The organism is Enterococcus casseliflavus NBRC 100478, from assembly GCF_001544095.1.
In the GTDB taxonomy this organism is placed as follows: domain Bacteria; phylum Bacillota; class Bacilli; order Lactobacillales; family Enterococcaceae; genus Enterococcus_D; species Enterococcus_D casseliflavus.
The window spans coordinates 218,630-233,203 of record NZ_BCPT01000002.1; the positions used below are offsets into that span (position 1 = coordinate 218,630).

13 protein-coding genes are annotated in these 14,574 nt (G+C 41.9%); 6 read left to right on the forward strand and 7 right to left on the reverse strand.

Annotated features, from left to right (window positions below; translation table 11 throughout):
• Positions 1–37: 37 nt before the first annotated feature.
• From ECA1_RS02875 to ECA1_RS02890, 4 genes are all read right to left on the reverse strand, one after another.
• Positions 38–676 carry a DUF624 domain-containing protein gene (locus ECA1_RS02875; RefSeq protein WP_060791685.1) on the reverse strand — a complete coding sequence of 213 codons (639 nt, stop codon included), beginning with the start codon at positions 674–676 and terminating at the stop codon, positions 38–40.
• Positions 677–682: 6 nt separating this feature from the next.
• Positions 683–1,570: a carbohydrate ABC transporter permease gene (locus tag ECA1_RS02880; protein ID WP_015508704.1), complete on the reverse strand. Its 888-nt coding sequence runs from the start codon at positions 1,568–1,570 to the stop codon at positions 683–685.
• 16 nt (positions 1,571–1,586) lie between these two features.
• On the reverse strand, positions 1,587–2,519 hold the full coding sequence (locus tag ECA1_RS02885; protein WP_060791686.1) for an ABC transporter permease: 933 nt from the start codon (positions 2,517–2,519) through the stop codon (positions 1,587–1,589).
• Between the two features lie 148 nt (positions 2,520–2,667).
• The gene (locus tag ECA1_RS02890; protein WP_015508703.1) at positions 2,668–4,338 is read right to left on the reverse strand and encodes an extracellular solute-binding protein; all 1,671 of its coding nucleotides are present in this window, start codon (positions 4,336–4,338) and stop codon (positions 2,668–2,670) included.
• Between the two features lie 203 nt (positions 4,339–4,541).
• Here ECA1_RS02890 and ECA1_RS02895 point away from each other — a divergent pair, with 203 nt between their 5' ends.
• Positions 4,542–6,047, forward strand: a complete 1,506-nt coding sequence (locus ECA1_RS02895) for a response regulator transcription factor (protein WP_060791687.1) — start codon at positions 4,542–4,544, stop codon at positions 6,045–6,047.
• Positions 6,041–7,756, forward strand: coding sequence for a sensor histidine kinase (locus tag ECA1_RS02900; RefSeq protein WP_060791688.1), 1,716 nt, complete (start codon positions 6,041–6,043; stop codon positions 7,754–7,756). Before ECA1_RS02895 ends, ECA1_RS02900 begins: the two co-directional genes overlap by 7 nt.
• Before the next feature lie 63 nt (positions 7,757–7,819).
• Here ECA1_RS02900 and ECA1_RS02905 read toward each other — a convergent pair whose 3' ends face one another.
• Entirely contained in the window at positions 7,820–8,434 is a 615-nt protein-coding gene (locus ECA1_RS02905; RefSeq protein ID WP_172462561.1) for a TetR/AcrR family transcriptional regulator, read from the reverse strand.
• 319 nt (positions 8,435–8,753) lie between these two features.
• Here ECA1_RS02905 and ECA1_RS02910 point away from each other — a divergent pair, with 319 nt between their 5' ends.
• From ECA1_RS02910 to ECA1_RS17600, 3 genes are read left to right on the forward strand one after another with little or no spacing between them, the layout of a single operon-like run.
• Entirely contained in the window at positions 8,754–9,080 is a 327-nt protein-coding gene (locus ECA1_RS02910; RefSeq protein ID WP_060791690.1) for a PadR family transcriptional regulator, read from the forward strand.
• Positions 9,067–9,657, forward strand: a complete 591-nt coding sequence (locus ECA1_RS02915) for a DUF1700 domain-containing protein (RefSeq protein WP_010748498.1) — start codon at positions 9,067–9,069, stop codon at positions 9,655–9,657. The genes ECA1_RS02910 and ECA1_RS02915 overlap by 14 nt, the downstream gene beginning before the upstream one ends.
• The gene (locus ECA1_RS17600; RefSeq protein ID WP_005226470.1) at positions 9,654–9,818 is read left to right on the forward strand and encodes a hypothetical protein; all 165 of its coding nucleotides are present in this window, start codon (positions 9,654–9,656) and stop codon (positions 9,816–9,818) included. The genes ECA1_RS02915 and ECA1_RS17600 overlap by 4 nt, the downstream gene beginning before the upstream one ends.
• A gap of 292 nt (positions 9,819–10,110) precedes the next feature.
• Here the strand turns inward: ECA1_RS17600 and ECA1_RS02920 are convergent, their stop codons facing one another.
• Positions 10,111–10,596, reverse strand: a complete 486-nt coding sequence (locus tag ECA1_RS02920) for a DUF2798 domain-containing protein (RefSeq protein WP_005226468.1) — start codon at positions 10,594–10,596, stop codon at positions 10,111–10,113.
• A 258-nt stretch (positions 10,597–10,854) separates the two neighbouring features.
• Between ECA1_RS02920 and ECA1_RS02925 the strand changes: the two genes are divergently transcribed.
• Positions 10,855–12,228 carry an MFS transporter gene (locus ECA1_RS02925; protein WP_010748497.1) on the forward strand — a complete coding sequence of 458 codons (1,374 nt, stop codon included), beginning with the start codon at positions 10,855–10,857 and terminating at the stop codon, positions 12,226–12,228.
• Between the two features lie 121 nt (positions 12,229–12,349).
• On the opposite strand, the gene treP is transcribed toward ECA1_RS02925, so the two are convergent.
• A complete protein-coding gene (gene treP, locus ECA1_RS02930) occupies positions 12,350–14,329 on the reverse strand; it encodes a PTS system trehalose-specific EIIBC component (protein ID WP_016608959.1) in 1,980 nt (659 codons plus the stop codon).
• Between the last annotated feature and the right edge of the window lie 245 nt (positions 14,330–14,574).

The window sequence follows — 14,574 nt, forward strand, 5'->3', positions numbered from 1 at the left end:
AATTCCTCCATTCAACGTTGCTAACTATAAAACCCAGTTACTTTTCTGCTATTTCTACCTTCTCATATTTCTTGAAAATTGCCAACAATAACTGACAGCGTACATACAAAAAACAGCTAAGACCAAAAAAGCATGCAATGTACATGCTGAAAACCAGCGCATAGGGTGAAAGAAGCATGATGACAATAGGGGCTGCAGTCAGAAGATGAAGACTAAGTATTTTAAAAGGGTGCTTTGCGGCGACTTTGATGCTGTTCAAAAGGATCGTTTTGATTTCGCTATCGTAACGTGCGAGTAAGAAAAACGGAACTTGGAAAAACTGAAGCCACATGAACGTACAAATTACTAAGCCTACGGTAAAAAGATCAGGAGTCCCTTTTAGTTGGAAATAATACAACCAATCAGCAGTCAAAAGCCACAAAGAAAAAAGTAGACTAAGCCAGATGAGAGTGCTCTTTCGAAAGCTTTGGCAAAAGACCGACCAAAACTGCTGAACAACAGTCGGTGCTTTTCCTTCTATCAGATCAGTCGCCACTTTAGAACCCGCAGTGATGGCTGCGCCGATCGTGAAGAGCGGCAAACTAAAAAACAAGAGCAGTACATTCAATAGGAGCAACTGGCTGAATTTCCAAGCGATTCGTGCGAAGAAGTTTTCTGAATGAAAAAAGTGTATCATGTGGGTTTACTCCTTTACTGATCCGACAACGATTCCTTGAACGAAATATTTTTGTAGAAGCGGATAAATAATCAATAACGGCACCACTGCCACCACGATCTTCGCTGCATTCAAGTTTCGATCAGAGACCGCTAGTAGACTTTGTAGCTGCTCGGAAGTCAAATTTCCGGCTTGTTGCATTGTTTCAGCAATGTTGACTGATAGTGTTTGGATATAGGTCATTAAAGGATAGTTTTCAGTCTTGGTCATATAGATCAGTCCACTGAAAAAATCATTCCAACTGCCGACAATACTGAATAGAGAAACTGTTGCCAAACAAGGCAATGACATTGGGATATAGATTCGTCCCAAAATCTGCAGTGGGTTGGCACCATCGATCCGAGCAGATTCTTCCAATGATTTGGGGATTCCCCGAAAGAAATTCATCACCAAGATCACACTGCCGATAGGGACTGCACTAGGTAAAATCAGGGACCAAATCGTATTCAATAACCCTAGATTGCGAACGACTAAATACGTTGGGATCATGCCGCCGCTGAAGAGCATAGCAAAAACCATCACGCCCATGAATAATTTTCTCGTTCGAAATACTTTTTTTGATTTAGACAGCGGGTAAGCCATCGTTACGATCATCAAGAGGTTCAACAGCAGCGAAACGATCACACGAATGACCGAGATCCCAAAGGAACGCCAAAATTGCTGATCGCTCATGATGCGCTCATAAGCTGCTAAGGTCAGATCCACTGGCCATAGCCCCACAGCATTTGCCGCGACCGCACTGCTGCTGCTTAAAGAAAGTGCCACGACATTCAACATCGGTACTAAACAAGAAAGAGCTAAAACAATGACGATCAAATAAATTACTGCATGCCGTATACTAAATTTTTCTTTCATCTCTTTTTTCCTTTCCTTAAAACATCACTCTGTCAGTCTTCTTCTCCGCAATTTTGTTGGAAGACCAAATCAAGAATAGACCGATCACCGATTTGACCAGACCAACGGCAGTCCCTAAGCTGTAGTCTCTACCGATCAGACCGATTCGGTAGACATAGGTATCGATAATATCACCGCTTTGATACACAACCGGAGAATACAGGTTATAAATTTGGTCGAAGCCGGCATTTAAGATATTAGGCAGCGACAAAATCGTCATCAGCAAAATAAAAGGCATCATCCCCGGCAGGGTTACGTGCCAGACTTTTTTTGACCAAGAAGCACCATCCATCGTTGCTGCTTCATATAACCCTGGATCAATCGAGGTAATGGCAGCAAGGTACACGATCGAACTGTAACCGAAACTTTTCCAAACATCGGTCCCGATCAGCAAACGCGGAAATAGCTGATTACTACCCAAAAAGTTTAATGGTTCTACACCAAAGTTTTGTAAAATCTGATTCACCGTTCCATCAAGGCTGAATAAATTGACCACTACTGAAGCCAGTATGACCCATGAAAGAAAATGGGGCAAATAAACGATGGTCTGAATGGAGCGTTTCATCCACTTTACACGTACTTCATTTAATAGAATCGCAAAAAGAATCGGTACGATCGTATTAAAGATAATTTTCCAAAAAGTGATAAAAATCGTGTTTTTAGTCACTAAGAAAATATCCGGTAAACTGAACAAATAACGAAAGTGCTCGAATCCCACAAATTCAGAACCTAATACACCTTTCGCTGGCACATAATCTTGAAATGCCATCAACAGCCCAAACATAGGACCATAAGAAAAAATCAAAATAAAAATGATGCCTGGTAAAATCATCCCTAAAAAGAAAAGCTGGTCTCGAGAAAACCACTTTTTCTTTTCTTTTTTGCTTTCTTTTTCAACAGAAAGTTCCATTTACTTACTCCTCCATAAAATTTTTGCCTCACCAGCCGCTTGATGAAAAAATTCGAACAAAGAAAAGGCACCTGCAGTCGATTTTCCTGCATACAACCTTGCTTTTCTTTGTTCGAAAGATGAGTGTCAGAACCGCTGGAGTGGCCGCTTAATTATCTGCTCGCTGATCTACTACTTCTTGCATTTCTTCAAGTATGGCTGTCCCACCTTGGCTATTCCAGGTCTCAACATAGTTGTCGAAGTTTTCCAGGGGTTCTTCTCCAGTGATAAACTTAATGAAGGTCTCTTCCTCCAGTTTCCCTACTTGTGCGCCGTTTCGTTCATTGGCTTTGATCGAATCAAAACGCGGTGGTTTCACTTCATTCAAACGTCCTTGCTCTCTGATACCGCCCATCACATTATTGACGGCTAAATAGCGGGAAGCATAGCGGGTCCAGTCCACCGGATCGGTTTCTTCAGGGCTATCCAGATATTGCTTGATTTTTTCGGCATTTTCTTTGATGAAGAAGTTAGAGATATCATCGATAGATGTTTCACCAACCGCCGCCTTGGAAGCTTCTACAGCATCATCAATCTCACTATAGGCTTTTAAGAAAACAACATTCCATGGACGAACCGTCCCATCGACATCCACTTTCGCATAGTCATAAATTTCCGGAAACTCGGTTTCAATATCTTCCGAGTTGGCAACTTCACCATAAATCAGATTGATCATCTCCATGATTTTTTCCGGCTCAGAAAAACCTTTGCGCACCACGATGTATTGCCCAGTGCCACGGTTAGCCACGGCATTGACCTCGCCATCGCCGTTAGCATTTTCAAGCGCATAAGGAACAAATTCAGCATTCGGATCATTTTGTTTAGCTTGTACTAACCCCCAGTCAGGCATGTGCCAAGGACCAAAAGCGATGCCCGTTTCTCCATTAACCATCATGGCATGGATATCGTCATACGTCCGGGTACCAAATTGCGGATCCATGAACCCTTCATCTTGCCATTCCTTCAGCAGCGTTAGTGCTTCTTTCATTTCTGGCGTATTGGATCCATAAAACATCTGTCCATTCTCATCTTGGAGATACGATTTTGGGTAGGCTCCAAACGCATTCATAATGGCTGTCCCTGTATATGCCGTGCCGCCATGATTTGGCGAGGACAACCAGAAGGCCAATGGTAAACCAACCGCTTTTCCGGTGTTGGCTAAATCATTTTCTTGAAAAGCAATCGCTGTTTCCTTCAACTCATCCAATGTAATTGAGCGATTGCCATCTTTATCCAGTTCAATACCCAGCTCATCTAGCCAGTCCTGGCGCAACCAGACAAGATTGGGCCCGAAGTCATCGCTAGTAGATGGGATCGCCATCAAGCGATCATCAAACGTAGCTGCTTCTAACTGAATCCCATCAAACGAATCATAGATGTCTTTTAGAAAATCGTCGGCATGCTCCTCAAATACTTCGGTCAAGTCTTCCACTAAATCATTGTTAACTAATTCTTCCAATTCATCTCTTGATCCGACGATCATTGTATCCGGTAGTTCCCCTGAAGCGATCGCTAGCGATACTTGCCGATCGTAATCTTCCCCGTGAGCTTCAAAGGCACTCTCCAGTTCGATGCCCAAGCGTTCTTGAATCAATCGAGTATACGCGTTGTTGCTGTAAGAGTCCCCCTCCGGCAGTTTTGAGTTCGGTGCGGTTTGGCGTCCGATCGTAATCACGGTATCCCCATTTTCATTGGTCTTTGCTTCTTCTGAACTGCATCCTGTCATAATAAGTGCTGAAGCCATGGCTGTTAAAATTGCTGTTCCCCGCCTGAATTTCATTGTTTTCCTCCTCAAACTTTTTTGATATCCTTATTATACGCAATCGCTTCCATAGAAAATATAGCACTTTTTTCAGATTTATAGCACGATTTCCAGAAAATAAAACGTTTACAAGTTTGCTCTGTTGCTTTTTTGTTTATCGCTTACTATAGAAAGAAGAAGCGACTGTGTAATTTTCTCTATACGAAAGGACGGCGAAAACCATGTACCGACTGCTGCTTGCTGATGACAGCTACGATCAAAGAGAAGTGATCAAATACTTCTTGAGTCAGCATGAAAAAGAATGGCGGATCGAAGAAGCCAAAAATGGCCGCGAAGCCTGGCAACTTTTTCAGAAACAGCCCTTTGACTTGATAATTACCGACGTAAAGATGCCCTTTATGGATGGACATGCCCTCGTAGCGAGAATCAAAGAAGCAGTTCCTGAAATTCCTGTGATGTTTATCAGCGGCTTTGAAGATTTTCATTATGTAAAAAAAGCCATACAGTTACAAGCGGTTGACTACCTCTTAAAACCAATCGACCCTGATGATTTTTATGAACAAATAAATAAAATCATTCTTTTTATCGATCAACAAAAGCAGCGCTCTTACACAAAAACAATCGCACAAACCCATTATTTGAAAGAGATTCTGAGTAAACTTTTTTATGGCTATCCTTGGCATTCACTACCGAAGGAAGAGCAATCGGTTGCACAAGATTTTTTTAAGACTCATCCCTCTTTTTTTCTCGTTACTTGGCCGCTGGATTCTTGGAATGCGCCGGATTTCGTCCCTTCACTGTCTGCTGCATTTCCTGAAATGTTCAGTTTATTTTTAGCTCCAGCACAACTGCTCTTTTTTAACGAACCTTTGCCAAAAAGGGAAATCGAGGAGCGAAAAAACAACTTGACTACCTATTTTTCCGAGCAGTTTCAGCAAAAAATAACACTTTTTGACAGCGGACCAGTTCCCCATCATTCCGGGGTGTACGGCACCTATCATGACTTACTGAAGACCAGTCAGCGGTCTTTTTATCAGCAAAACAAAGGGAAAATCTGCCAGCTGCTTCCGGGAGATCACTACATCGTCAAGAAAGCTCTTTTTGAAAAAACCGTTTCGTATGTGAATCAATACGAAAGTAAAAAAGCACACGCGCTTGTGAAAACAGTTTTCGACTGCTTTGAAACAAATGGACGTGAGGAACCAACCAATACCAAATTTTATTTTGCGACCTTTTATCAAACCATCATCGATCAGTGCACGATCGCCTTTGATGCGGAGCATGGCGCTAATCAGATCGGAAAAATACTGGAAGCGTCAAGTCTACAATTAATTGCGGATATTTTTGATGCCCTCTTCCGTTATATCCATGATGCACTGCTTCAAATCAACGGGAGTCAGTCAAATGACTATGTGCGCCAAGTAAAATCCTATATATTCGCTCATTTTCACCAAGAGTTGAGCTTGGAGCGCTTAGCAAAGGAAGTCAATATCAATCCTAACTACCTAAGCGAATTATTCAGTACTTCTGAAGGCATGGGTATCACCAAATACATCAAGTCTTACCGTATCAAACAGGCTCAGAAGCGTTTAAAGAACTCGAACTGCAGCATTCGAACTATCTCCAAACAAGTTGGCTTTAATCATTATTCCTATTTTTGCAAAACGTTCCGAGAAATTGTCGGAATGACGCCGGATGCCTATAGAAAGAGAGGTCCCTCTTGTTAAGAAAAGTCCACGATTGTTTTAAAAATTTTCGTTTTCAAAAAAAGATCGCCCTTATTTCAATTCTTTCAAGCATTGTTCCTCTGATCGTTTTGACCTTTGTCGGGGTATCTATCATCCGAGCCTTTATCCAACAGCAGGAAAAAAGTGCTTACTCCGATAATTTCAAAAGTATCAGCTATCAGTTAGAAAGCAAGATCCATACCTATCGGGACAGCCTGCTCTTTTTAGCCAACAATACCGCCTTGACGCAAGAGCTTTCTAATCAACGCTTCTCAAACTTTGATCAATACAATCTCTTTCAAAATACGATCGTGCCTTTGTTTCACAGTGTTCGTTTTCCGCAAGCAGATATTAAAGGCATCACGCTATACACCACGATCGATCTTTATGATCATGGGCAATACGTCAAAAAAATCACGGCTGATACAGCACTACCTTTTCTAAAAGAAAAACCTTCGACCGAGATTCGAACGTATTTTGACAAAGAACGGGAGGAACTTTCTTTTTATACCAACCTTTTTTTAAAAGACCATACCGCAGATTCCTTAAACTACATCGTTTTAACCATCGACCGAGCAGCATTGTTCACGAATCTTGATACAGTCACTGAGGAGCCTTATGATTTGACGATCCAGTCAGAGACCGGGCAGACGCTTTACCGCATTGATTATTTGACGAAGCAGCAACGTACTCAAAAACAGTGGCTGGTTGGAAACGCAGTTATTGAAGAGGCACCTGTACTGCTGGATAATCATTGGCAAATCGTTTTTGTTAAAACCGCACAGTCATTTTTCAGCAGTCTACTGTATCTAGTTGGTGCGGCACTCATTATCTTTGGTTTTGTATTAGTGATATTGGTTTTATCCAGCTGGTGGCTAGCAAAAACAGTGGTACAGCCGATCAATTCTTTGGCCCAGAAAATGGCTTCTTTATCAATGGATCAATTCAAAATCGAGCATAGTTATTCTTCAGAAGATGAAGTTGGACAGTTATACACCAATTTTCAAAAAATGCTAGATAAAATCGCTGAGCTGATCAATGAAGTATATGAAGCCGAACTGAAACAAAAAGAATACGAATTGCGGGCTCTGCAAGCCCAGATCAATCCGCATTTCTTTTATAATTCCTTAGCATTGATCAGCAATACCGCCACACTAAACGGCAACCACGAAATCCGTGAGATGGCTCAGCTGCTGTCTCGATTCTACCGTCTCAGCCTAAACCAAGGATCCAATCGGTTATCCGTCAGCAAAGAACTCGATCTGACGATCACCTATGCTAAAATTCAGCAAAAAATGCATCACCACTCCTTTGACTTAGTCCTCGAAATCGACTCAAATATCGATGAATATCCGATGATCAATCTACTCTTGCAGCCGTTTGTCGAAAATGCCGTCTTTCATGGTCTGGATCATATTGAAGATGACCGCAGAGGTGTATTGACGATCCGCTGCCTCAAAGAAGGACAATGGCTGCGGTTTGAGATTCAAGACAATGGTCCTGGGATTGATCCTGAACAGCTAAAACAACTGGAGCAACCTTCTAATCAACATTATGGTATCAACAATGTGCGGCAGCGGCTAGCATTGTACTATGGCACGCAAGCTTCCTTAGCAATTCAATCAGTAAAAGGTGAAAAAACCACAATTGTTCTACTCATACCGCAAGACTTACCTCCTCAAAAAAAACCGTTAGTGAATAATGTTTGATCACTAACGGTTTTTTTGTGTCGAAATATTCAGATATTTATTTTAATGCTTGATTTCAAGTACCTATTCTTCTACAGCAAACGCACCAGCCTCTAACAATGCTTGCGGTCCCCGATCACGTGGCGCGCTTTCTGGTTCCTTTAGCATTCGTTCCCAATACTCAATGGTATCTTTCATAAAATCATTCTTGCTGTCACTACACCCTTCACGAATAAACAGCAATACCAACCCACTAAAAAAGATCAAGGCTTCTTCATGATATTTTCTCAGATCGCTTTTATGCGCACATTGAAAAACAGCTGATTCAGCAATTGCTTCTTGAAAATAAGCAAAAGAACGCTCTTTTATGTAAGGACCACAGCCAATATCATTTAAAAAAAGTGCGAAAAAGAGGTTGCGATTGCGGCTGGCAAATACGTAATAGTCCTGCCAAAAGCTGTATAAGGAATCGAGTGTCTCTTCTGACTCTTTTTTTGTTTCGTGAATGTCGCGAAACACATCATCAACCATCGCCTGTTTATAATTTTGCATGTTTGAAAAATTTAAATAGATCGGTTGGGTCGATGTTCGTGCATATTTAGCAATGTCGCGGACAGTGATTGGTCGATAAAGATATTCCACCAGATATTTTTTTAAGCAATTGATCAAATATTTTTTCGTAATCGTTGCTTTTCTCATAATACCCCTTCCTTTCTGGACGTCACCAATTCTTGCTGATGTTCGTCTCATTCACTTTGACTACTTGCAGCTTTTAGAAGCACAACCAACGCCCATTTTCTTACTGAAAGTAATCTTTATACTTCTACTTTAACAAAAAAGAGCACGTTAACCTATACTTTCCGCCGATTTTCTTAATTTTATTTTTTATTTTTGACCATTTTATCAAAGAAACTCTTGTTTTCTTATGGTGCTCAGACTTAAGGCTGATTTTGACTGGTGCTGCTTGTGGAATGATACTATGTAATGTATAGTATGAGTATGAACAGGAGGAGAGCCTTTGGATGCCCAATTAAAAAAAGGATTATTGGAAATTTGTGTTTTGGCTTATTTGCAGCATGGTGACTCTTACGGCTATGAATTAGTCAAAAACATATCTCCTTTACTGCCAATCTCAGAATCAACGCTCTATCCTATCTTGAAGCGCTTAGAAGCCAGCCGAGCGGTTGAGACTTATAATAAAATCCATCAAGGACGGACCCGAAAATATTACCGCTTGACCAAAATCGGAAAACAGCGGATCGACGATTTTTTAACCAACGACTGGCCCCAATTGACATTGATCCAGCGATTTATTAAAGGAGGAACATTAGATGAACAGAGTTGATTTTATCAAGGCATTGGCTGCGGAATTATCTGAAAAAGTCAGACCTAGCGAGATTCATCAGCTGATCAACTATTATGACGAGATGATCGAAGATTTGATGGAAGAAGGATACACCGAAGAAGAAGCCGTGGCACGCCTTGGCTCCCCAAAAGAACTGATCCAAGCAGTTACCGAAACGGAAGAGGTCGTAGTAGAGATTCCCCGCCGCTTTCATCCCTTTTTGCTCTTGATTTTAGTACTAGGCTTCCCATTGTGGGGCAGCCTCTTGTTAAGTGCCGCTTTGCTGATCCTAAGCTTTTTAATAATCATCTGGTGTGTGCCTTTCACCACTGGCATGATTGGTGTCACTACGTTTATCGGTGGGATCGCCAGCGTTGTCTTAAGTCCCATGCTGATGGCGGATGGTTTCTATCTCTTTTTAAGTCAATTAGGCATGGGGATTTTCTTATTTGGTTTAGGGCTGCTTTGCCTGATCGCCACTTATAGTATGAGCCGACCTTTTTCACGTCTTACCCACTCCCTTGTCGTTTGGCCGAAATCATTTGTTCAAAACTATCGAAAGAAGGCAGTCCTATGATCAAAATCAATAAGCGCTTTTTCGTTTTTCTCAGTCTGTTGTTTATTATTCTCGGACTGGTCATCACCTTTATCGGTTTTTCAATGTCAGGCTACTCACCTGATGCCTACCATATTGAGCATCGTCGCTGGTATCAACTCGTTGGTTTCTATACGGAATAACAGACGGAAAATAATTATAAGTTGATTTTTTCGTCAGAAAAACTAGCAATTTGCATTAATTTCATGTATCGGTGAAAAAATTGAACTTCTCTTTTTGACGGAACCATATTACTATATAGGTACATCCTGTATCCTATTTCATAGGGTAACCAGAAAAACCCATACCATCCTATGGGTTTTTTTGCTGTCTATAAAAGCAAAAAAACGTGCCGCAAGTCCAGGTATCGCTAAGCCAGCTGTTTTAGCTAACCTTGGCAGAACCTGTCTGCAGTACGTTTTTTCTAATGATCGATTATTCCCCTAGTACTGGCTGTTCTTGCACAGTGCCAATAGGAAACAAGGCGCGAAACACTCGGCGAACGATTGGACCTGCAATGAACAATTGCAACGGCAATGCGACGATCACATTTTTCCCAATGTTGCTTAGCCAATTGACGAACACCGAGTGATCAGGGTTTGGGTGCATCAACGCACCAAAGAGTGACATACAGATCACCATGCCGGCGATCATCAATGAAGAAATCAACCCGATTTTTTTCCAAGTAGCTGATTGATGGTCCAAAAATCGAAACGCCAAACCTTTTGCCGGACCAGAAACAATGAACCAATCCAAAATAAAGGCCACACAAAGGGCTAATGGCAATTCATTCCACGCCAATTGGAATGCCAATGCAGAAACACCGACTTGAAACATGAGGTTATAAACACTCATAAAATACACCATGAAAATACACATAAGTGTCGTATAGATCAAACTTTCTTTTTTGTTGATGGGCATGTAACAACTTCCTTTCTCTTTTTCGTACTCAACTATTCTAGCAGAAGAAAATTTTTCGTGTAAGTAAAAGTTTGAAAACTTTCAAAAAAGTTTTTTGCTATTTTTTTATCCACTTCTCTTGACACTTTCTTATGAAGTCAGTAGAATAGCGATAGATTGAATCGTACAGATAACAAGCGGGTTCGCTTGTCGAGAGAGAGGCGGTTTCTATGAGAATAGAAACGGTCTCTTTTTTTGCGAATTTTTAGAGGTGAGAATATGGAAAACAACAAAAAACTCGTGGGGGCGATCCTCGCAACCGGATTGATGTCATTTGCAGGTGTGCTGATTGAAACAGCCATGAATGTAACGTTTCCGACATTGATCGATCAATTTACGCTTTCAACATCCGATGTTCAATGGGTGACGACCATCTACTTACTGGTCATCTCCATCATTGTCCCAATATCGACCTACCTTTTGAAACGCTTCTCATTGAGAACCTTGTTTCTAGCTGCCAACGCCTTTTTCCTTGTTGGCTTGGTGATCGACTTTTTATCGCCGACGTTTGCCATTTTGCTGATTGGCCGCTTTTTCCAAGGTGCCAGCACAGGGATCGCACTGCCTTTGATGTTCCACATCATTTTGACTTACTCCCCCTTTGAAAAACGGGGAGCGGCAATCGGCTTAGGGAATTTGACCACTTCCATCGCTCCAGCGATCGGACCGACATATGGGGGCTTATTGACCGCCCATTGGTCTTGGAATGCGATCTTTCTTTTCTTGATCCCAGTCTTGCTGATCTCCCTAGTACTCGGCCTTTACTCGATCCCTAAAACGGCTGGGGCAAAAGACACTTCCCTGGATTTACTGAGTGTATTAGGAATCGTCTTGATGTTCAGCGGCTTCTTATTGTTCTTGAATCAAGTAGGCACCTTAGCGAGTCTACTGCCGCTGCTTTTCGGTTTCATTGGTGCTGGCTTGTTTTATCAACGCTCAAAAGGCCCGAACCCTTTGATTCGTTTGGCTGTTTTGAAAAACCGTAGCTTCAGTTTGTTTCTGTTTGGCTTTCTTGTTTGTCAGTTCCTTTTACTGGGCATTTCCTTTGTCTTGCCGAACTTTGTCCAACTCGTCTTGGGAAAAGATGCCTTTACTGCAGGATTAGTTATGCTTCCTGGGGCGGCGATCGGGGCGATCCTTGCGCCGATCTCTGGTCGGTTGCTGGATAAAGTTGGACCGAAAAAACCGATCCTGTCTGGTTTGACGTTGATTGCCATCGGTTGGCTTGCCTTAGCCCTCGTTTTGCGTTCGCCTTTCATTTGGAGCCTAGTTGCTGGACATGTCTTTTACATGATCGGGATCGGCTTAGCCTACAGCAATATGATGACCACCGGCTTAAACAAGCTGACTCCTGCGTTGTACGCGGACGGTAATGCGATCTTTAATACGCTGCAGCAATTTTCTGGTGCAGTGGCGACGGCTGTGGTGGCGACCATTATCAATTTGGCACAAAATGCGGCGACCGATTACACCCAAGGGACGGTCATCGGCTCTCAAATCGCCTTATTCTTTTTGTGGGCCTTAGTCTTACTGACTTTCCTATTAACGATCAACTACTTCCGCAAAAGCACCGACAAAAAAGCCGTCAGCTAACTGCGGCTTTACCCATTGAAAACCAAGAAAAAAGCCGCTCTCCCTTGAGGGCGGCCATAAAAAAATCCGCTTCCGATCCCCCTTCTTAGTCAAAGGGCGCTCTCGGAAACGGATTATTTTTTTAGTTTAATTCAGCGGAACCAACCGCTGTTTTGGCTGTCACTGTGCCTGTAGTCGTCAATGAAAGCTGACGCACTTTTTCGGCATTCGTGATGACTGTTAAAACATCTGTCTGTTTGCCAGCTGCGGTCACTGCATCTAGATCCATCACTGCAATCTTCGTTTCTGGTGTGACCGTGTCACCTTCAGAAACAAGGACCTCAAATGGCGCACCTTTTAATTCCACAGTATCTAAGCCCATATGAACAAGAACTTCCGCGCCACCAGGCGTTAAAATCCCAATTGCATGCTTTGTTTCAAAAATGCTAGAGATCGTACCTGCAACAGGAGCATAAATCGTTCCATTCGTTGGCTGAACAGCAAAGCCGTCACCCATCATTTTTTGAGAAAAGACAGGATCAGAAACTTCAGTGATGGCAACTACTTTCCCATCAGCTGGAGCATAAAGGGTTTCCTCTGAAACTTGTGCTGCTTCTGGGGCTGCAGTTGTCGGTGCAGCCGTCGTTGGTGCAACAGCCGCTGCTGCAGCTGTATCAGCAGCCAATTGCGGTTCTAATTTATTTAAGAAGGTAACTTTTCTAAAGATGATGGTGCAAACAAACGTGATCGCAATCGTCACCGCCATTGAGATGAAGACCATTGGATAGTTTTCAATTTTAAATGATAAGAAGCCAGGCAGTCCCCCTACACCAATACCTAGTGCACGGGTATTCGTTGCAGTGATCAGCATTCCACCAAAGGCAGAACCTACCATTGCTGCGACAAATGGGTAAACATATTTCAAATTGATCCCGAACATCGCTGGTTCAGTAACCCCCATGTAAGCAGAAATCGTTGCTGGAACAGAGACTTGTTCTTCTTTTTTATTGCCACGGTGAAGGAACCAAATCGCCAATACTGCCGTACCTTGCGCAATATTTGACAGCATGATCATTGGCCAAAGGTTGGTTGTCCCAAAATCCGCTACTAATTGAGAGTCGATCGCTAGCGTTGTATGATGCAATCCGGTAATAACCAAAGGCGCATACAAGCCACCGAAAATGAAACCAAATAACCAGTTTAATGGTGAGGTCAAGCCAGCATTTACGACCCAAGAAATGCCTGATCCGATTTGCCAACCGATTGGACCTAACACCATGTGGGCTGCTAAAATAGTTGGCAGCAATGAGAACAATGGAACGAAGATCATTGAAACCGCTTCTGGAATCCATTTCCGGAAGAATCTTTCAAGATAAACCAATAAGAAACCTGCCAGCATTGCTGGGATCACTTGTGCTTGATACCCAATTTTATCAATAGTGAAGAACCCGAAGTCCCACGTATAATTTTGAGCAATTTCTGCAGCAGAAGTTGAACTTACTGAATAAGCATTTAATAATTGCGGTGAAACCAATGTAATCCCTAAAACAATCCCTAATATTTGCGTGGTTCCCATCTTACGTGTAATACTCCAAGTAATCCCTACTGGTAGAAAGTGAAAGATGGCTTCACAGGGCAGCCATAAAAAGCCGTTGACACCGTTCCAAAAAGTAGAAGCTTGTGTAATGGTTTGTCCACCTAGAGCTTCTAGCGGTACACCTTCTAAGAAATTTCTCAGCCCTAGCATCAAACCACCGACAATAATCGCTGGTAATAACGGGGTAAAGATCTCAGCTAACGTAGCGATCGCTCGTTGCACGATATTTTGATTGTTTTTTGCAATCGCTTTACTTTGTTCTTTAGAAACACCTTCTATTCCTGATACATCGGTAAAATCATTGTAAAACGTTGAGACATCATTGCCGATAATGACTTGGAATTGTCCCGCATTGGTAAACATTCCTTTGACACTTGGAATTTCTTCAATTGCCTTTTCGTTTGCTTTTGACTGATCGTTCAAAACAAAACGCATCCGTGTCGCGCAATGTGTTACTGCGGCGATATTTTCTTTGCCGCCAACATATTCCAGCAGCTTCTCAGCATCATCACGATACTTTCCCATAATTAATAAACCCCTTTCATCTACACTTGTATATATATGTTTTGATTACGCACTAATCATAACTTGATAATTTTGATATTGCAAGCGTTTCAAACCAATTTTTTTTACTTTTTCTATAAACAATACAAGCAAATAGCAAAGGTACCATATAAAAACCTTGATAAATAAACGTTTTTTAAAATGTTTCATTAATATAAAATAATATTGCCAACAACTTTATTTACTGTTTATTTGACAAAAAAGAA

Coding starts and splice junctions, on each gene's coding strand:
- ECA1_RS02875 (WP_060791685.1), bottom strand. CDS start 676: ATGATACACTTTTTTCATTCAGAAAACTTCTTCGCACGAATCGCTTGG.
- ECA1_RS02885 (WP_060791686.1), bottom strand. CDS start 2,519: ATGGAACTTTCTGTTGAAAAAGAAAGCAAAAAAGAAAAGAAAAAGTGG.
- ECA1_RS17600 (WP_005226470.1), top strand. CDS start 9,654: ATGATCAAAATCAATAAGCGCTTTTTCGTTTTTCTCAGTCTGTTGTTT.
- ECA1_RS02880 (WP_015508704.1), bottom strand. CDS start 1,570: ATGAAAGAAAAATTTAGTATACGGCATGCAGTAATTTATTTGATCGTC.
- treP (WP_016608959.1), bottom strand. CDS start 14,329: ATGGGAAAGTATCGTGATGATGCTGAGAAGCTGCTGGAATATGTTGGC.
- ECA1_RS02890 (WP_015508703.1), bottom strand. CDS start 4,338: ATGAAATTCAGGCGGGGAACAGCAATTTTAACAGCCATGGCTTCAGCA.
- ECA1_RS02895 (WP_060791687.1), top strand. CDS start 4,542: ATGTACCGACTGCTGCTTGCTGATGACAGCTACGATCAAAGAGAAGTG.
- ECA1_RS02915 (WP_010748498.1), top strand. CDS start 9,067: ATGAACAGAGTTGATTTTATCAAGGCATTGGCTGCGGAATTATCTGAA.
- ECA1_RS02920 (WP_005226468.1), bottom strand. CDS start 10,596: ATGCCCATCAACAAAAAAGAAAGTTTGATCTATACGACACTTATGTGT.
- ECA1_RS02905 (WP_172462561.1), bottom strand. CDS start 8,434: ATGAGAAAAGCAACGATTACGAAAAAATATTTGATCAATTGCTTAAAA.
- ECA1_RS02925 (WP_010748497.1), top strand. CDS start 10,855: ATGGAAAACAACAAAAAACTCGTGGGGGCGATCCTCGCAACCGGATTG.